The organism is Thermoflexus sp., assembly GCF_042408365.1.
Taxonomy (GTDB): Bacteria; Chloroflexota; Anaerolineae; order Thermoflexales; family Thermoflexaceae; genus Thermoflexus.
This window is the reverse complement of the sequence record NZ_JBHOQJ010000315.1, coordinates 1-17,010: the sequence shown is the minus strand read 5'-3', so window position 1 is coordinate 17,010 and position 17,010 is coordinate 1. Positions and strand designations below refer to the sequence as shown.

The following is a 17,010-nucleotide window of genomic DNA, read 5'->3' as shown; positions in this document are numbered from 1 at the left end:
GCCTGGGGGCACCCCTTGGGGATGCCCCTATCGGGGCGCCCTCGCTCATGATTCCAACCGGATGGGGTGACGATGACTCCGCTGGTGGTGCTGGTGGATGGACATTCCCTGGCGTATCGGGCGTATTACGCGCTGCTCCGCCAGGGCCTTCAGACCCGCAAGGGGGAGCCGACCCACGCGGTCTACGGCTTCACGTCGATGCTTCTGAAGGTCTGGCGGGAGCATCGCCCGAATTACATGGCCGTGGCCTTCGATGTGGGGCGGACGTTCCGCCATGAAACGTTTGTGGAGTACAAGGCGACCCGGGCCGAGCGGCCCTCGGACTTCGATGCCCAGCTGGCTCGCATCCACCAGGTCATCGATGCCTTCGCGATCCCCAAGCTGACGGCGGAAGGCTATGAGGCGGACGATGTGATCGGCACGGTGGCCCACCAAGCCCTTCAGCGGGGCATGGAGGTCCTGATCGTCACCGGCGACACGGACACCTTCCAGCTGATCCGGCCGGGCATCCGGGTCCTCACCTCGCGCCGCCATTTCGACGACATCGTGATCTACGATGTGGAAGCCATCCGTGAGCGCTACGGCCTGGAACCCCATCAGCTGGTGGACCTCAAGGCCCTCACCGGCGACCCCAGCGACAACATCCCAGGGGTCCGGGGGATCGGGGAGCGGACGGCGACGGAGCTCCTGAAGCGCTACGGATCGCTGGAGAACATCTACGCTCATCTGGACGAGATCCAGCCGGAGCGGGTGCGCCGGCTGCTGGAGGCCGGCCGGGAGCAGGCGTTCCTGAGCAAGGAACTGGTCCGGATCCGCACGGACGTCCCCATCGCGGTGGATTGGGAAGCATGTCGGGTTGGGCGTTACCACCGGGAGGCGGTGCTGGCCCTCTTCCAGGAGCTGGAGTTCCGGAGCCTGATGAACCGGCTCCCCGATGGCACGACGCCTCTGGAGGCGGCGCCATCGGTCGAGGAGGCGCCGAAGCCGGCCAGCCAGCCGACGCTCTTCGCGGAGCCGGTGGGCCCGGCGGTGATCCAGCCCCTCGTGGTGCCGCCCCTGCGGACCGAGCATCTCCCCCGCCCGACGGAGGCCACCGTGGTGACCGACGAGGCGGGGCTGGTCGCCTTGCGGGAGGCCTTGGAGCGGGCGCCGCGCTTCGCCTTCGATGTGGAGACGGACGCCCTGGCCCCGATGTCGGCCGGCCTGGTGGGGCTCTCCTTCGCGGTGGAGGAGGGTCGGGGTTACTACGTCCCCGTTGGCCATCGGGACGGCTCGCCGCAGCTGCCCCTCGCCCGCGTCTTGGAGGTGCTGGGGCCGATCCTGAGGGATCCGGGGCGCCCGAAGATCGGCCACCACGCGAAGTTCGACCTGCTCGTCCTGGCCCGCCACGGAGTGGAGGTGCAAGGCCTGGCCTTCGACACGATGGTCGCCGAGTGGGTGCTGAACCCTGCGGCGTACGGGCTCAGCCTCAAGCACCTGGCCTGGCTCCGGCTGGGGGTGGAGATGACCACCATCGAGCAGCTGATCGGGAAGGGCAAGGGCCAGCGGTCCTTCGCCGACGTCCCGGTCTCCGCCGCTGCCCCCTACGCCGCCGCCGACGCCGATCTCACCCTGCGCATCGCCCGCCTCCAAGAGGAGGAGCTCCGTCGACAGGGCATGTGGGCGCTCTTTACAGAGATCGAGGTCCCCCTGATCCCTGTGCTGGTCCGCATGGAGCTGGCGGGCATCCTCATCGACGTGCCCCTTCTGCAACAGATGTCGAAGGAGTTCGAAAAGCGGATCCAGATCCTGGCCCAGGAGATCTACCGCTGGGTGGGCTACGCCTTCAATCTGGATTCCCCCCGCCAGCTGTCGGATGCGTTGTTCGGAAAGCTCCAGCTGCCGACGGTCGACGTCCCACGAACCGGGACGGGGATGTATTCGACCTCCAGCGAGGTGCTGGAGAGCCTGCGGGGAGCGCATCCGGTGATCGACCTCATCCTGGAATACCGGCAGCTGGCCAAGCTGAAAAGCACCTATGTGGACGCGCTGCCCCGGATGATCCATCCGACCACCGGGCGGATCCACCCCATTTATCATCAGACCGGGACGGTGACCGGGCGGATCTCGGCGAGCGATCCCAACATTCAGAACATCCCCATCCGCACGGAGCTCGGCAAGCAGATCCGACGGGCGTTCATTGCCCCGCCGGGGTCCGTGCTCCTCTCGGCCGATTACTCCCAGATCGAGTTGCGCATCCTGGCGCACATCACCAAGGATCCCGGGCTGATCGGGGCGTTCCAGGCGGGCGAGGACATCCACCGGGCCACTGCGGCGAAGGCCTTCGGGATCCCCTTGGACCGGGTGACGGAGGAGCAGCGGAGCTTCGCCAAGCGGATCAACTATGGCCTGATCTATGGGATGAGCGCCCACGGACTGGCTCAACAGCTGGGGATCTCCCGGCGGGAGGCGGAGCGCTTCATCCAGCAATATTTCACGGCCTTCCCACAGGTGAAGACATATATCGAGACCATCAAGGCCCAGGTCGCCCAGCGGGGATATGTTGAGACGCTGCTGGGTCGGCGCCGCTATTTCCCGGAGCTGATGCCGACGGGCCCGGACCAGGCCCCCCGGCGGCTCCCCGAGGCGGTCCGCCGGAAAGCGGAGCGCGAGGCCATCAACGCGCCGATCCAGGGCAGCGCCGCCGACATCATCAAGGTGGCGATGATCCGGATCGACCGGGCGCTTCGGGAACAAGGCCTGCGCGCCCGGATGATCATGCAGGTTCACGACGAGCTGGTCTTCGAGGTCCCGGAGGAGGAGGTGGAGGTCGTCCGGACGATGGTGGAGGCGGAGATGCGGAACGCCTACCCGCTGGTGGTGCCCCTGGAGGTCGAAACCCATATCGGGCCGCACTGGTCATAGGGCGCCGTGGCCTCTCAAGAAAAGCTCTGGCGCTGGACCCGCTTACACTCCAGTTCCCAAATAGCTCCGGGTTGTGGGAAGTTGAGCTCCAGTGCTCATCTCAAGTTTTCCACCAGAACTCCCTGGGGGAAGCCCTCATCTGGTAAGCTCTGGCAGCTGTGGAGTGGAAGAGGTCGTCCTGGCCCTGGCATAGGTAGGCCTCGGGGACCTCTTGTCGGTGAAGAAGCGTAGTCGGGCCAGGCAGGTGCGGCCGCCCCTGCGGATTTGAGTTTGGACGCTTTCTCCGTCCGGGCCTTGTTCCGCGGATCTCCATGTCGGTAGGTCCATGCCCAGAGTGAGCGAATTCCTTCCTGGACGGATCGGCTGTGGCAGGAAGCGCACGATCCGCTGGACCCGGTGGAGTGTGAAGCGTGTGGTGCCGGCCAGCACCTTCCGGGTGCTCAGGATGAAGGAACGACGCCCATACGTCGAATACTGCACCGAATGGCTGGCGCTGGAGGCGTGGGAGCGGGTGTTCGGGCAGGGAAATTAGACGTTTGCAGATTTTCTGATATACTGAAATGCAGAAGTTCTACGAAGGAGGCGAAGAAAATGAGCATCTATCAAGTGCAGGTGGCGAAACGGGGCGTCATCACCCTGCCTGCGCCGGTGCGCCGGAGGCTAGCGCTCCAGGAGGGCAGCATCCTCACCTTGCTGGACCTGGATGGCACGCTCGTCCTGATTCCCCGGGTCCTGGAGATCGACCGTCTAGCTGATCGTCTGGCCGCCCAGTGGCGGGCCCAGGGCGCTGACCTGGAGAGCATGCTGAAAACCCTGCGTGAGGTCCGGGGTGAATCCGCCGCTGGCTAAAGTCTTCCTGGATACGAGCGTGATTTTCGCCGCCATCCTTTCCCCCCAGGGAGGTGCGCGGATGGTCCTGCGCCTGGGCGAAATCGGCTACCTACGCCTACTGGCAGGCCCGCAGGTCTTGCGGGAATGCGAAGAGGTCGTGCGCCGTAAAGCTCCCGACTCCCTTCCCGATTTGGCTCTCCTGCTGGATACAGCCCGGCTAGAGGTCACGGGCGAGGCCAGCCCGGAAGCGCTGGAGCAGGCCCAGCGATGGCTTTCCTACCCACCCGACGCGCGCATTCTGGCCGAGGCGCTGGAGGCCGGGGCGGATTGGCTGGTGACCCACGATGCCCGCCACTTCCTGGCCGTCCCGCCGGATGTGCTCCCCCTGCGCATCGGCACCCCTGGCGACCTGCTGGCGTGGATTCGGGAGCTGCTGACCCGACAGGCGAGGTAAATTCTCTGCTCTGCGGCTTCGGCGCCGTGAAGACCCGTTACCGCCTCTGGAAGGCCAGGGTCTACCCCAGACCGCTTGCATCATCATTTTCCGCTTCGTTGCAAACGCGTGCGGTGAAGATGTGGACCAGTCGTGAGGTTTCATCTACAGCTTTCGTGCAGAGCAAGCCCCACCCACCCCAAAATCCCTCCCACATGGAGGAAACGGTTGGGGACTGGTCTGGCAGGTCCTTCTCACCGCCGAAGCCTATTGGTGGAGCAGGTCTTCCCTAAGATTCTGACCGAAGAACTGGCCAGGGGGTGTGAAGGAAACCTCTCATCTGAAGGGGGCTCCCAAAACGGGGATCCCTCAGCATCTTATCATCTCGGGTTTCCGATATGGACAGGCTCACCGGGCCCCGCAGCTCGGCTGAAGCAGGTTGTGGTTGAAGGATGGTGACTCTACTGAGGGGCTGACCAGGCGGATGCCGAGTGGATGCTGAAAGGTTACAGATCCCGCCGCTCAAACTGCCGGATCGCCGCCAGGAGGAAGAAGGCGATGTAGGCCAGGGCGTAGAACACCATACGGTCGCTGGGGATGGCGCTCGCTGTGAACGGGTTGGGCCCCATGATCCGGGCGAGGGGGCTCTGGAGCTCGTAGGCGGCCCGCCGCCAGATCGCCTCCGCCGGCATCGCCAGCGAGGCCAGAATCCCCAAGTCCATCACGGTCATCTGCCCCACCAGGCCTCCGATCTGCTCCACCCATCCACCGATGAACGCCACCCCGTATAGGCCCAGCGTCAGCGCCCCCGTCGCCAGCGTGGAGAACCGGGTCCCCGCCCACAACGAGATGGAAAGAGGGATCATCGCCTCCAGCCCGAGGAGGGCCAGCCCGCGCGCCCAGCGCGGGGGAACCCATCCGGTGATGAGGGCCGTGATCCCGATCACGCCGCCGCCCAGCCAGAGGACATACGCCAACAGCCATAGGGCGTGGCCGAGCCCTTTCCCCAGCAGGATCTGCCATCGGGCGACCGGGCGCGCGGCCACGGCCTGGATGACCCCCGAGGCGATCTCCCCGGCGATGGTGTCCGCTGTCCCGACCACCGCCGCCATCACGATGAGGAAATTCGCCACATACAGGCCCGCGAGCATCAGGAAGCTGACGATCTCCTCTCGCACCCGGGGGTCCGGAGGGCCATAGCGGGCCAGCTCCCGGTAGATCAAGAACATCGCCATGCCGAACAGGGCGAGGAAGACGGCCCCCAACCCGAAGGCCGCCAGCACCAAGCGCCGCCGGAACGCTTCCCGAAGCGTTAGGCCTCCGATCCATCGGATCGCGAACATGGTTTTCTCCCTCACCGCAGCGGCCGCTTCTCGGGGATCCCGGGCCGCCGGGGATAATGGGTCGGCGTGGGTGCGATCTTCTCGAAGATCAACAACGTGCGGGGGGAAAGATGGGGCGGCCACGCCAGATCCCAGCGGTCCCGCAAGCGTCCCCCCAGGCGCCCCATCGCCCCCTGGGCCGCGGCCAGCTCCTCCTCGATCTCCGCGCCCTTCATGGCCACTGCGATCCCGCCCACCTGGACCAAGGGGAGCAGATACTCCAGAAGGACCGGGAGATCCGCTACCGCCCGGGCGATCGCCCCATGATACTGCTCCCGATGCGCCGGGTCCTGTCCGACCTCCTCCGCCCGGCGGGCGACGATCACGACCCCCTGCAACCCGAGCGACCGGGTCACCGCCTCCAGGAAGCGGGCCTTCTTCGCCGTCGCCTCGATCAGGGTCAGCTGGAGCGCCGGCCAGGCCAGCTTCAGGACCAGCCCGGGGAACCCGGCGCCGGTCCCCACATCCGCCAGGCGACGCGCCGGCCAGCCCATGGGGTCCGGAGGCCACCCGGGCTCCTGAAACGCCCGCAAGGCCGTCATGGAATCGACGAAGTGGCGCGCGGCCATGGCCTCCGGCTCCACGATCGCCGTGAGGTTCATGCGCTCGTTCCACTCCCGGACCATCGCGGCGTATCGGGCCATCGCCTCCAGGGCGGGCTCCGGTAAGACCCACCCCAACCAGGCCAGTCCCTCTCGCAGCACCCGGAGGAAAGCGTTCTCGAACGTCTCCATCGGCCTCAGGATCGCACAAAGGGAGCGGATCCGCTCGGGTTGTCCCCCGCGTTCGTGGCCGCCCATGCCTGGCGGATCCCTCGGAGGAGATCCGCTTCCTGATCGGGGAGCACGGTGCGGACGTCGAGCCACACCGCGCCTTCCTGGAGCCGGGCGATGATCGGGGGGTGGGCCCGGCGCAGGGCCCCGGCGAGGGCTTCCGGATCCCTTGGGTGCAGGACGAGGGCGGCGCTGGGCAAGGTCTCCCCCGGGAGGCTCCCGCCGCCAATGGTGGCGAGCGCCGGCCGGACCTCGACGGGGATCCCCTCGGCCTGCAGGCGCGCCGCCCAGTCCCGAGCCCGGGCCTCCAGATCCGCCATCGGGGCGGCGATCATCCGCCAGACCGGGATCGCTTGGGTGGCTTCCCCCTTGAGGTAATGGATGAGCGTCGCGCTCAGCCCCGCCAGGGTGAGCTTATCCGGGCGCAGGGCGCGCATCAGCGGGTGCCGCCGCATCCGGGCGATGGGATCCCGCTTCCCCACCAGGATCCCGGCCTGCGGGCCGCCCAGCAGCTTATCGCCGCTGAAACAGACCACGGCGGCGCCCGCGGCCACGCTCTCCTGCACCATGGGCTCGTGGGCCAAGCCGAAGGCCGCGGTGTCCAAGAGCGCCCCGCTGCCCAGATCATCCATCACCGGAATCCCATAGCGTTCCCCTAAGGCCACCAGTTCCGCCAGGGGGACTTGGGACACAAAGCCGATCATGCGGAAGTTGCTGTGATGGGCGTGGAGGATCAGGGCGATGTCCTCGCCCCGGGCCAGGGGTTCTTCGTAATCCCGGAGGTGGGTCCGGTTCGTGGTGCCCACCTCGATGAGGCGCGCGCCGCTCTGGGCCATCACCTCGGGGATGCGGAACCCACCCCCGATCTCGATGAGCTGTCCGCGGGAGATCAGGACGCCGCGTCCCTGGGCCAGGACGGTGAGGGCCAACAACACCGCGGCGGCGTTGTTGTTGACCACCAAGGCCGCCTCGGCCCCGGTCAGCCGGCGCAGGAGATCCTCCACCGCCGCCTGGCGTTCCCCACGCTCCCCCGTTTCCAAATCGAACTCCAGGTCGCTGTACGCCGCGGCGGCGCGGATGGCCTCGACGGCGGCGGGGGAGAGCGGCGCGCGACCCAGATTGGTGTGCAAGATCACCCCGGTGGCGTTGATGACCGGGCGCGGGCGAGGGGTGTGCCAGCGGGCCAACCGGGCCGCGGCCTCCTCCAGCACGGCGGCTTCGGAGGGCACCGGCTGCCCCTCCTGCACCCTCGCCCGGGCTTCGGCCAAGACCTCTCGGAGGGCTTCCACCAGGGCCTCGTGGCCGAAGGCCGCCAGCAGGGGCCTTGCCCCCTCGGCCTTCAACAGACGATCCACACTGGGCAACTCCCGACGCGGATCCATGGTGGATGGCCAGTTCTCCCTTGGATGGGGGATAGGAACGGGCGAGCTTTACGATGGATCTTGTTCGTAGTACGGTAGAGTGCGCCTTCACGCGCCATCTGGCAGGTGAAGGGAAGCGCTATCGTCGGCCGACCCGACGCCCGATGGCCGATGGAGGCTTTGACTCCGGCGCGGGCTCCGTGGCCATCCAGATGAGCTCTGCCCCGAGCAGCAACAGCCCGAACAAGAGGACCCATTCCAGCCGCAGCGCGCGGTGGAGAAAAAGCATCGCGAGGGCGGAGACCCATAACCCGCCCCATCCGCTGCGCCGCCAGATCCGCTCCACCATCCATCCGAGGCCTTTCCCCGTCCCCTCCGGATCCTCCCGGCGCCGATGGAGCCACTCCATTGGAAACCACAGGCCCCCCCAGGCCATCAACCCGAGCCCCAGGGAGATCAGCAGCCGGGCCGGCGATTGGTCCGGATACAGGCGCCAGACCGTGAAGCTGACGATCAGCCATCCCCAGGCGATCATGCCAAGCGCAAGCAAGGCGTGGTTTCGCGGCATCGTGATTCCCCCAAGGGCAGGTACCGGCGCTCTTCCCCTTCCCGCGATGCGGCGCGGAAGGACGTAGGCCTCCGCCTTTATGCTCCGGATCCGGAAGAGGCGTCGCCGGCTATATGTTCCCGATGGTCTCGTAAATGTGCGGCAGCGGCAGGACCGTGGTTTCCTGGATCCGCACCGCCCGGGCGAGCCAGCCCTCGGCTTCCGCCAGGCGTTGCTCATCGTTGGCGTGCACGGTGAAGAGCGGCTCTCCCCGGCGCACGAACGCTCCCACTTTCCGATGGACGAGGATCCCAACGGCGTGATCGATGGGTTCCCCTTTCTTCGTTCGCCCGGCCCCAAGGGCGACGGCCGCCATGCCGACCTCGTAGGCGCGCACCTCGGCCAGATAGCCCTCGGCAGGGGAGGGGATCTCGCGGATCAGGCGGGCGCGCGGCAGCCGCTCCGGCTCCTCGATCTGCGCCACGTCCCCGCCCTGGGCGGCGACGAGGGCTCGGAATTTCTCCCACGCCGCCCCGGAGGCCAGGGCCTCTTCGGCCATCCGTCGCCCTTCCGATAGATCCTGCGCCCGCCCGCCCAGGCGCAGCATGTGGGCCGCGACGGTCAGGCAATGTTCTCGGAAATCCGAAGGGCCGTCGCCCCGGAGGGTGGCGATGGCCTCCCTCACCTCCAGGGCGTTGCCTACGGCCTCCCCCAGCGGCTGGTTCATATCCGAGATCACCGCAACCACCCGGCGGTTCAACGCGGTCCCGATATCCACCATCTGCCGGGCGAGGGCCCGGGCCTGATCCAAGGTTTTCATGAAGGCGCCGTTGCCGACCTTCACATCGAGGACGATGGCATCGGCCCCAGCGGCGATCTTCTTGCTCATAATCGAGGCCGCAATCAACGGGATGCTGGGCACGGTCCCGGTGACGTCCCGCAGGGCGTAGAACTTGCCGTCGGCCGGGGCCAGGTCCGCGGATTGGCCGCAGAGGACGGCACCGACCCGTCGCAGCTGCTCCCGGAACTCCTCTACGCTCAGCTCCACTCGGAACCCTCGAATGGACTCCAGCTTGTCGATGGTCCCCCCGGTGAAGGAGAGGCCCCGGCCGCTCATCTTGCCGACCGGGAGGCCCGCGGCGGCCACCAGCGGCACCACCACCAAGCTGACCTTATCGCCCACGCCGCCGGTGGAGTGCTTATCCACCACCACCGGAGCGATGTCGTGGAGATCTAGCACCTGTCCGGAATAGGCCATCGCCAGGGTGAGATCCGCCGTCTCCCGGGGCGTCATGCCTTGGAAGTAAACCGCCATCAGGAACGCAGCGGCCTGATAGTCCGGGATCTCGCCTCGAACGAAGCCTTCCACAAAGAACCGAATCTCATCCGTCGTGAGCTCCAGGCCATCCCGCTTCTTTTCGATGATATCTACCGCGCGCATGGGTTCTCTCCCGATGGGGCTTTGGTGCAGGAAGGAACGGTTCCACCCTCAATCTTAACTCAGAGCGCCGAAGGGCCTGAATATCTCGTCCGATGCGATGCAATGCGCCTATGGGGCAGGGGCGGGCCTTGTGCCCGCCCCTGCAATGAATGAACGTTTACACCCCATGGGAGGGGCACTCCTTCTGGGTATCCCTACATGTACGTGGGCGCCCCAACGGCCTCCCCTACGCTTTACGTTTATCGCTGCTTGAGTTAGCATACAGAACCAGCGGGGATCCGCCCATGCCCTTTACGGAGACAGGGGATGCGCGAGAGAAGGATTTACCTGCTGGATCCGCGGCGGTATCGTCCGGAAGTGATCGCCGTGGCCTTCGCGAAAACCAGCCGCAGCCCGGAGCCCTTCGATGTCATCGCGGAGGGGCTCAGCGATGAGACCGCTTCCCAGTTCCATGAGAAATGGGTCATCGGCTACGGCCACGCCTCAGTGGCCGAGCACGCCGTCCTCCACATCGCCTTCGAAAACATCTCTCGCCTGGCCGCCGAGGCCATCGAGGGGGTCCGCCTGGCCTCCTTCACGGAGAAATCCACCCGCTTCCAGATCTTCAATCGGGAATCGTTCTATGTGCCGCCGGAGATCGCTGCCTCCTCCTTCCGTGATGCCTATCTCACGACGGTGGAGCGGCTCTTCGAGAGCTATCACGCCGCCCTGGAGCCGGTGGGGCGTGTGGTGGAGGCCTGGTTCCCCCGACATCCGGGGGAAGGGGAGAAGGCGTATCGCACCCGGCTGCGCATCCGGGCGATGGACGTCTGTCGGTATCTGCTGCCCACCGCGACCCTCACCAACATCGGGATGACGGTGAACGCCCGCGCGCTGGAGCACGGGCTCCGGAAATGGCTCTCCCATCCCCTGGCCGAGGTCCGGGAGATCGCCCAAACGGTGAAGGCCGTGGCCCTCCGGGAGGTCCCGACCTTGCTCAAATACGCGGAGCCCAATACGTATTTGCAAAACAGCACGGCCCGGTTGCGGGAATGGGCGGGCGCTTTCCCCGAAGATCCCCATCCTCTGGATGGCGTTCGCCTCGTGTCCTGGGATCCCGATGCGGAGGTTCGGTTCATCGCCGCGTGCCTTTATCGATTCCAGGCGATGAGCTTCGAGGCCGCCCTCGCCCGGGCGCGGGCGCTGAAACCGGAGGAGCGGCGGCGGGTCCTGGACGACGCATTAGGCGGGCGGAGCCCCTTCGACGTCCCGATCCGGGAGCTGGAGCACATCGTTTACACCTTCGATTGTTTGATGGATGAAGGGGCTTACTATGATCTCAAGCGCCACCGGATGATGACCCAGACCCCGCAGACGCTGACGGCCGCCTACGGCTACGCGGTCCCCCGGGCGATCGAGGAGGCGGGGATGGGGGCGCGCTACCGCGCCGCGGTGGAAGGGGCGTTGGCGCTGTGGGAGGCCATGGGGCCGACGCTCGGCGAGGCCGCGGCCTATGTGCTCCCGAACGCCGTCTATCGACGCGTTTTGATGACGATGAACCTGCGGGAGGCCTATCACCTGTGCCGGCTGCGAGGCGGGCCCAACGGCCATTTCGCCTATCGCTACATCGCGATGCGGATCTATGAGGCGATCCGCGCCGTACATCCCACCCTGGCCGCGTATATGGGGTGCGAGGGCTATCCGTCCTCAGAAGAGATCGCTTCCCAGTTCGGAGGAGTGGCACATTCCCGAACAGCCTTTCCCATCCCGGGGGGCGGTTCAGCTTTATGAATGTTTCGGGTTGAGCTGGGCGCCTTTGGCGTCCGGCTCACCCCAAAACCGCTCAACCCGATGAGTCACGCAGCTCCCGAATCCCCTACAGGAGGCTCATCGATGTCGGACCCTCGTCCTCAAGCCCTGGAGTACGTGCGGCGGAACCGGGATCGGTTCCTGGAGGAGCTGAAGGACTTGCTGCGCATCCCATCGGTATCCACCGACCCGGCCCATGAACCGGATGTCCGGCGGGCCGCGGAGTGGGTGGCCGACCGCCTGCGCCGCGCCGGAGCGGGGCGGGTGGAGATCTTCCCCACGGGAGGCCACCCGGTGGTTTACGCCGAGGCGCCGGCGGATCGTTCGGAGGCCCCCGTTGTGCTCGTCTACGGCCATTACGATGTGCAGCCGCCCGACCCCCTGGACCAGTGGGAGAGCGGCCCGTTCGACCCGACCGTGCGGGGCGACAACCTCTACGCGCGCGGCGCCTCGGACATGAAGGGCCAGGTCCTGGCCTCCATCGCCGCCTTCGAGGCGGTGGCCCGGAGCGGCCCCCTGCCGGTCCACGTGAAGTTCCTGATCGAGGGGGAGGAGGAGATCGGCTCCCCCCATCTGCCGGGCTTCATCCAGCAGAACCGCGAGCTCCTGCGGTGCTCGGTTTCGCTGAACCCGGACGCGGGGATGATCGCCCCCGATTTGCCCACAATCACGTATGGGTTGCGCGGCCTGGCCTACTTTGAGCTGCGGGTCTACGGGCCGGCCCACGATCTGCACTCCGGGCTGTACGGAGGCGTGGTCCACAATCCCGCCCAGGCCCTCTGCGAGCTCATCGCCGGGATGCACGATGCCGAAGGGCGGGTGACCCTGCCGGGGTTCTACGATCGAGTGCGCCCGCTGACGGAGGAGGAGCGCGCGGAGCTGGCCCGGTTGCCGATGGACGATCGCTTCTACCTAGAGCTCACCGGCGCGCCGGCCTTGTGGGGCGAGGCGGGCTACACGCCCATCGAGCGCATCGGCGCCCGGCCCACCCTGGAGGTCAACGGGCTGCTGGCGGGGTTCACCGGGCCGGGGGCGAAGACCGTGCTGCCGGCCTACGCGATGGCCAAGATCTCCATGCGGCTGGTGCCGGATCAGGATCCGGAGGAGGTTTATCAGCAGTTGCTCCGGTATCTGGAGGAGCGGGCGCCGAAGACCGTTCGCTGGGAGGTGATCCGCATGGCCGGCGTGCGGGCGTCCCTCACGGACCGGAACCATCCGGCCGTGCAGGCCCTGAGCCGGGCCCTGGAGGCCGTTTGGGAGCGGCGTCCAGTTTTCAAACGGGAGGGCGGAACGGTTCCCATCGTGACGCAGCTGAAGGAGATCCTGGGGGTGGAGTCGGTGCTAACGGGCTTCGGGCTGCCCGACGATAACTACCACGCCCCGAACGAAAAACTCCACCTGCCGACTTGGTCCCGCGGGATCGAGGCCTTGGTGCATTTCTTCTACAATTATGGGGAAAGGAACGAGGGGGCGTCCCGTTAAACGTGGAGGTTGCAAGGGGGTGCTGACGGAGGGCGAAACAGGTTATGGAACGGCGGTGCGAAGCGTTGGCCGGGGCGATCCAGGCCTTCCGAGCGGCGCTGCGCTTTCGCACTCCGGAGGCAGGCCCCCGCTGGCACGCGGAGACCCGCGCTGGAGAAGGCCCTGGAAAAGGCCCGGGCGTGGGGATGTCCGGAGGGAATTCCCCGCACTGAGCGAAAAGGCCCCGGTGGGACCCCCGCCGGGGCCTTTCAGGTCGTTCGCCTGCCGGGTCGAAGGGGCGACTACATGCTCCGGGCGTTGTAGCCAGGGCCCTCCTTGTAGAACCTGTAGTTGAAGGGGATGTCCTCGCGGAGGTTGACCACCTCGCCGCCCTGCGCTTCGTAGCGCTCGATGTCCCCCGGCGCCCGCATGATCATCCGAACCTGGCCAGGCTTCATCGTGTAGGCCTCGGGGACCTCGTCCTCGGGGAAGATGGCCTCGTAGGGGCACTCCGGGACACAGGCGCCGCAGTCGATGCAGGTGTCGGGATCGATGTAATACCAGGGCCACTGGTCTTCAGGTTTGCCGGGGACGATGCACTCGACCGGGCAGACCTGGGCGCACGCGCCGTCGCGTAGACACAGGCTGGTGATGATGTGGGTCATTGGTTCCCTCCTGTTGTGGGGTTGCGGGATTCGGCTCCTCAAGGGTGGGAATGGCTTGGATGGCCCACCTCTTCCGAAAAATTCGCACTCATTCTATCCCAGGGCCAGGGGCGTGTCAATGGCCTAAAATCTTGTAGGGGCGCCCTTGTGCTCGCCCCACAGGGCGCCCCTACAAACGGCGGATCGCCTCCCAGGCCCATCCGGCGTGTTCCCGGAGCATGGGATCGTCGTGTTCCCGCCAAGATAGGATCCACAGGCTTAAGGCCTGGGCGCGCAGGTTCCCAGCGACCACGAGGGCGTTTCGAACCAGCCCCCGCCATTTGGCCCGGCGGATGGCGCTGCGGCGGAACCGAGCCCGAAATGCCCTCTCATCCATCCGAAGGACCTCCTCCAACAACATCCGGGCGATCCCCTCCCGGGGCTGGAAGGCGGGCTCCGCCGTCGGCCGGGCGAACCGTCGGTTCCAGGGGCACACCTCCTGACAGATGTCGCACCCGAACAGCCAGTCCCCGAGCGCGTGCCGCAGATCCTCCGGGATGTCCTCCCGCCGCTCGATCGTGAGATACGAGAGACAACGCTCGGCCTCCAGCGTGCGGTCCGGCCGGATGCACCCCGTCGGACACGCGTCGATGCACCGGGTGCACGTGCCGCAATGATCGAAGGGGAAGGGCGGATCGGGCTCCAGCTCCAGGTCTACGAGGAGCACTCCGAGGAACAGATAAGACCCTAGGCGGGGATGAATGAGCATGCTGTTCTTCCCGATCCACCCCAGTCCGGCCTGCACGGCCCAGGCGCGCTCCAGCACAGGCCCCGTATCCACGTAGATCTTTCCCTGCACCGGCCGGCCCGCCTCCCGGTTTAGGAACGCCAGCAGGGCGCGGAGGCGTTCCGCGATCACCTCGTGGTAATCGTCCCCCCAGGCGTATCGGGCCACCCGGCCCCGGGGCGCGCCGTCCGGCGGGGGATGTTCCCCCGTGTAGTAGTTCATGGCGACCACGATCACCGCGCGGGCCTCTGGCCAGAGGTTCCGCACGTCCCGTCGCTTCTCGATGGCATCGGGTCGGGCGAGGTAGCCCATCGTGGCCGCACGGCCGGCGTGCACCCACTCCTCGTATCGATCGGCGGAGGGCGCGGGTCCGGCCCGGGCCACTCCCACGAGGTCGAAGCCGAGGTCTCGGGCGTGCGCTTTCAAACGGGTCTTCAAGTCCATCGCCCGCTTTTCCTGGGCCCGGCGATCCATGGCCTTCATCGCGCCCGGGAGAGCAACGCCCGGGCGAGGTCCCGCAGCGCCTCCCCATAAGGGTTCTGCAGGCCGGCACGATCCAGCGCAGCCATCGCCTGATGGGTGAACGCCGCGGCCATCCCCTCCGCCTCGCTCCGGGCCCCGCTGGCCTCCAGATCCTGCAGCAGCGCCTCGAGCGGGGTTTCCGGATTCCGATAGCGTTCCGCGAACCCCGGGATTCGTTCCATGGTGATGATCACCGGGAGCGTCTTCTTCCGCGCCCGCAGATCGTCGGCGGCTGACTTCCCGGTCACCGCCGGATCCCCCCAGATCCCCAACAAGTCATCCTGGATCTGGAAGGCCATCCCCAGCGCCTCCCCGAAGGCCTCCAAGTCTTCGGACGGGTGATCCGCCAGGCGCGCCCCGATCTCCAGGGCCGCCCGCAGCAGCGCTGCCGTCTTCCCCCGGATCATCTCCAGGTATTCCTCGACGGTCACCCGTTCGGCCGATTCGAACGCCAGGTCGAAGTGCTGTCCCCGCGTGAGCATCAGACAGGCGGCGTCGAAGCGTTCGGCGACCTCCAGGATGCGCTCAGCAGGCACGCCCCGTTCCCGCAGCCGCCAGAGGGCTCGATGGGCGATCGTGAAAAGGGCGTCGCCGGCGTTGATCGCCTGGGCGATCCCCCACAGGGCCCACACCGTCGGGCGGCCCCGGCGGGTCTCGCTGCGATCTTGGATGTCGTCGTGGATCAGGGAGAAGTTGTGGAGGAGCTCGATGGCCGCGGCGGCAGGCAGGGCCCGGGCGGGATCGCCGCCGCAGGCTGCGCAGGCCAGCAAGCAGAGCATCGGCCGGATCCGTTTGCCGGCGTCCAGCCGAACCGGGCGGAGCTGGGCATCGGCCCATCCCAGGTGGTAAGCGAGCATGCCGTAGAACAGCCGCTCGGCGGGGTGGGACGGCTCCCCCACAGCCGCCCGCATCTCCGCCTCCAGCGGGGCCATCCACTCGTTAAAGAAGGCTTCCCAGGAAGCCGGCGTGCTCATTGAGATCTCCTATGAACATCGGACCGCCCATCAAGCGCCCGACGGCCCCATATCGATCAGGGGAACAGAGCGCAGCGCCGCGATGTCTCGCGCCCCGACGCAAAACATGGCAATCCGCAGCTGGCGGGTGATGATCTCAATGGTCTCGATCACCGCTTCCACAGACGCTACCGCTGCCCGCAGGAAGGGGCCAGCCATCCCGACGAGAGAGGCGCCCAGGGCCAGCGCTTTCGCGACCTCCACGCCGTCCCGGATCCCCCCGCTGGCGATGATCGGGAGATGCGGCGCGCCCCGCCGGGCCATCCGAATGGCGTCCACGGTGGGGATCCCCCATTCCCGAAACGCCGCTGCCACCTGCCGATGGATCTCATCCGGCGCCCGGTGCATCTCCACCTGGCTCCACGAGGTCCCCCCGGCCCCAGCGATGTCGATCGCCGCCACCCCAGCGTCCGCCAGAAGCCGGGCGACCTCCTCCGAGATCCCCCATCCCACCTCCTTCACCACCACCGGCACCGGGAGGGCTTTGCACACGGCTTCGATCTTGCGCAGCAGCCCGGCGAAGTTTGTGTCCCCCTCCGGTTGGAGGGCCTCCTGCAGCGGGTTCAGGTGAAGGATCAGGGCGTCGGCCTCCACCAGCTCCACGGCCCGTCGGCAGTGATCGACCGTGTAACCGTAGTTCAACTGCACCGCCCCCAGATTGGCGAAGAGGAGGATGTCCGGCGCATAGCGGCGGACCTGGAAAGTAGGCAACAGCTCCGGGCGCTCGAGGGCGGCTCGCATGGAGCCCAGCCCCATCGCAATGCCGCGCGCCTGGGCGGCCTCGGCCAGGTTCCGGTTGATCCGGCCGGCCTCATCTGTTCCCCCGGTCATTGAGGAGATCAGCAGCGGGGCTTTCAGGGTTTTCCCGAAGAACGTGGTGGAAAGATCCACCTCCTGAAGGTCCAGCTCCGGCAGGGCCCGGTGGATGAAGCGCAACCGCTCAAAGCCCGTGGTGAGCTGTCCGAAGCTGACATCCTCTTCCAGATTAATGCGGATGTGATCTGCCTTTCGCTGAGAGATCATAGATGCTCGCTTAACCTCATCGCGGAATCAGCCGGTCTTCACCGCTCTCATCCAAGCAGCGCAGTCCCTCTCTGGGGGGCGAGCCGGGCGCCGAAGGCGC

The 17,010-nt window shown here is 67.0% G+C and carries 16 protein-coding genes; 7 read left to right on the top strand and 9 right to left on the bottom strand.

Going from position 1 to position 17,010, the window contains the following annotated elements; translation table 11 throughout:
- Positions 1-72: 72 nt before the first annotated feature.
- The 4 genes from polA (at position 73) to ACFMO5_RS14370 (ending at position 4,189) form a co-directional block, all read left to right on the top strand.
- Positions 73-2,904, top strand: a complete 2,832-nt coding sequence (gene polA, locus ACFMO5_RS14385; RefSeq protein ID WP_376793440.1) for a DNA polymerase I — start codon at positions 73-75, stop codon at positions 2,902-2,904.
- 403 nt (positions 2,905-3,307) lie between these two features.
- On the top strand, positions 3,308-3,436 hold the full coding sequence (locus tag ACFMO5_RS14380; RefSeq protein WP_376793439.1) for a hypothetical protein: 129 nt from the start codon (positions 3,308-3,310) through the stop codon (positions 3,434-3,436).
- Between the two features lie 59 nt (positions 3,437-3,495).
- Positions 3,496-3,753, top strand: coding sequence for an AbrB/MazE/SpoVT family DNA-binding domain-containing protein (locus tag ACFMO5_RS14375; RefSeq protein ID WP_376793438.1), 258 nt, complete (start codon positions 3,496-3,498; stop codon positions 3,751-3,753).
- Positions 3,734-4,189, top strand: a complete 456-nt coding sequence (locus ACFMO5_RS14370) for a putative toxin-antitoxin system toxin component, PIN family (protein WP_376793437.1) — start codon at positions 3,734-3,736, stop codon at positions 4,187-4,189. The genes ACFMO5_RS14375 and ACFMO5_RS14370 overlap by 20 nt, the downstream gene beginning before the upstream one ends.
- Positions 4,190-4,674: 485 nt before the next feature.
- Here the strand turns inward: ACFMO5_RS14370 and ACFMO5_RS14365 are convergent, their stop codons facing one another.
- From ACFMO5_RS14365 to ACFMO5_RS14345, 5 genes are all read right to left on the bottom strand, one after another.
- Positions 4,675-5,511, bottom strand: coding sequence for an ABC transporter permease (locus tag ACFMO5_RS14365; protein WP_376793436.1), 837 nt, complete (start codon positions 5,509-5,511; stop codon positions 4,675-4,677).
- Positions 5,512-5,522: 11 nt separating this feature from the next.
- A complete protein-coding gene (gene rsmG / locus ACFMO5_RS14360) occupies positions 5,523-6,284 on the bottom strand; it encodes a 16S rRNA (guanine(527)-N(7))-methyltransferase RsmG (RefSeq protein WP_376793435.1) in 762 nt (253 codons plus the stop codon).
- Between the two features lie 5 nt (positions 6,285-6,289).
- The gene (selA, locus tag ACFMO5_RS14355; protein WP_376793434.1) at positions 6,290-7,705 is read right to left on the bottom strand and encodes an L-seryl-tRNA(Sec) selenium transferase; all 1,416 of its coding nucleotides are present in this window, start codon (positions 7,703-7,705) and stop codon (positions 6,290-6,292) included.
- A 118-nt stretch (positions 7,706-7,823) separates the two neighbouring features.
- On the bottom strand, positions 7,824-8,252 hold the full coding sequence (locus ACFMO5_RS14350) for a hypothetical protein (protein ID WP_376793433.1): 429 nt from the start codon (positions 8,250-8,252) through the stop codon (positions 7,824-7,826).
- Positions 8,253-8,361: 109 nt separating this feature from the next.
- A complete protein-coding gene (locus ACFMO5_RS14345; RefSeq protein WP_376793432.1) occupies positions 8,362-9,672 on the bottom strand; it encodes a pyrimidine-nucleoside phosphorylase in 1,311 nt (436 codons plus the stop codon).
- Between the two features lie 306 nt (positions 9,673-9,978).
- Here ACFMO5_RS14345 and ACFMO5_RS14340 point away from each other — a divergent pair, with 306 nt between their 5' ends.
- The 3 genes from ACFMO5_RS14340 (at position 9,979) to ACFMO5_RS14330 (ending at position 13,154) form a co-directional block, all read left to right on the top strand.
- Positions 9,979-11,442, top strand: a complete 1,464-nt coding sequence (locus ACFMO5_RS14340) for an FAD-dependent thymidylate synthase (protein ID WP_376793431.1) — start codon at positions 9,979-9,981, stop codon at positions 11,440-11,442.
- A gap of 102 nt (positions 11,443-11,544) precedes the next feature.
- Positions 11,545-12,942: a dipeptidase gene (locus ACFMO5_RS14335; protein WP_376793430.1), complete on the top strand. Its 1,398-nt coding sequence runs from the start codon at positions 11,545-11,547 to the stop codon at positions 12,940-12,942.
- Positions 12,943-12,986: 44 nt separating this feature from the next.
- Positions 12,987-13,154, top strand: coding sequence for a hypothetical protein (locus ACFMO5_RS14330; RefSeq protein WP_376793429.1), 168 nt, complete (start codon positions 12,987-12,989; stop codon positions 13,152-13,154).
- Positions 13,155-13,223: 69 nt separating this feature from the next.
- Here the strand turns inward: ACFMO5_RS14330 and ACFMO5_RS14325 are convergent, their stop codons facing one another.
- The 4 genes from ACFMO5_RS14325 to fni form a co-directional block, all read right to left on the bottom strand.
- Positions 13,224-13,586: a ferredoxin family protein gene (locus ACFMO5_RS14325; RefSeq protein WP_376793428.1), complete on the bottom strand. Its 363-nt coding sequence runs from the start codon at positions 13,584-13,586 to the stop codon at positions 13,224-13,226.
- A 169-nt stretch (positions 13,587-13,755) separates the two neighbouring features.
- On the bottom strand, positions 13,756-14,796 hold the full coding sequence (queG, locus tag ACFMO5_RS14320) for a tRNA epoxyqueuosine(34) reductase QueG (protein WP_376793427.1): 1,041 nt from the start codon (positions 14,794-14,796) through the stop codon (positions 13,756-13,758).
- A gap of 35 nt (positions 14,797-14,831) precedes the next feature.
- Positions 14,832-15,848, bottom strand: a complete 1,017-nt coding sequence (locus ACFMO5_RS14315) for a polyprenyl synthetase family protein (protein WP_376793426.1) — start codon at positions 15,846-15,848, stop codon at positions 14,832-14,834.
- A 30-nt stretch (positions 15,849-15,878) separates the two neighbouring features.
- On the bottom strand, positions 15,879-16,910 hold the full coding sequence (gene fni, locus ACFMO5_RS14310) for a type 2 isopentenyl-diphosphate Delta-isomerase (RefSeq protein WP_376793425.1): 1,032 nt from the start codon (positions 16,908-16,910) through the stop codon (positions 15,879-15,881).
- Between the last annotated feature and the right edge of the window lie 100 nt (positions 16,911-17,010).

Bases quoted from the DNA above. Each gene is read 5' to 3' on its own strand.
- polA (WP_376793440.1), top strand. From the start codon at position 73: ATGACTCCGCTGGTGGTGCTGGTGGATGGACATTCCCTGGCGTATCGG.
- ACFMO5_RS14375 (WP_376793438.1), top strand. From the start codon at position 3,496: ATGAGCATCTATCAAGTGCAGGTGGCGAAACGGGGCGTCATCACCCTG.
- ACFMO5_RS14365 (WP_376793436.1), bottom strand. From the start codon at position 5,511: ATGTTCGCGATCCGATGGATCGGAGGCCTAACGCTTCGGGAAGCGTTC.
- rsmG (WP_376793435.1), bottom strand. From the start codon at position 6,284: ATGGAGACGTTCGAGAACGCTTTCCTCCGGGTGCTGCGAGAGGGACTG.
- selA (WP_376793434.1), bottom strand. From the start codon at position 7,705: ATGGATCCGCGTCGGGAGTTGCCCAGTGTGGATCGTCTGTTGAAGGCC.
- ACFMO5_RS14350 (WP_376793433.1), bottom strand. From the start codon at position 8,252: ATGCCGCGAAACCACGCCTTGCTTGCGCTTGGCATGATCGCCTGGGGA.
- ACFMO5_RS14345 (WP_376793432.1), bottom strand. From the start codon at position 9,672: ATGCGCGCGGTAGATATCATCGAAAAGAAGCGGGATGGCCTGGAGCTC.
- ACFMO5_RS14340 (WP_376793431.1), top strand. From the start codon at position 9,979: ATGCGCGAGAGAAGGATTTACCTGCTGGATCCGCGGCGGTATCGTCCG.
- ACFMO5_RS14335 (WP_376793430.1), top strand. From the start codon at position 11,545: ATGTCGGACCCTCGTCCTCAAGCCCTGGAGTACGTGCGGCGGAACCGG.
- ACFMO5_RS14330 (WP_376793429.1), top strand. From the start codon at position 12,987: ATGGAACGGCGGTGCGAAGCGTTGGCCGGGGCGATCCAGGCCTTCCGA.
- ACFMO5_RS14325 (WP_376793428.1), bottom strand. From the start codon at position 13,586: ATGACCCACATCATCACCAGCCTGTGTCTACGCGACGGCGCGTGCGCC.
- queG (WP_376793427.1), bottom strand. From the start codon at position 14,796: ATGGACTTGAAGACCCGTTTGAAAGCGCACGCCCGAGACCTCGGCTTC.
- ACFMO5_RS14315 (WP_376793426.1), bottom strand. From the start codon at position 15,848: ATGAGCACGCCGGCTTCCTGGGAAGCCTTCTTTAACGAGTGGATGGCC.
- fni (WP_376793425.1), bottom strand. From the start codon at position 16,910: ATGATCTCTCAGCGAAAGGCAGATCACATCCGCATTAATCTGGAAGAG.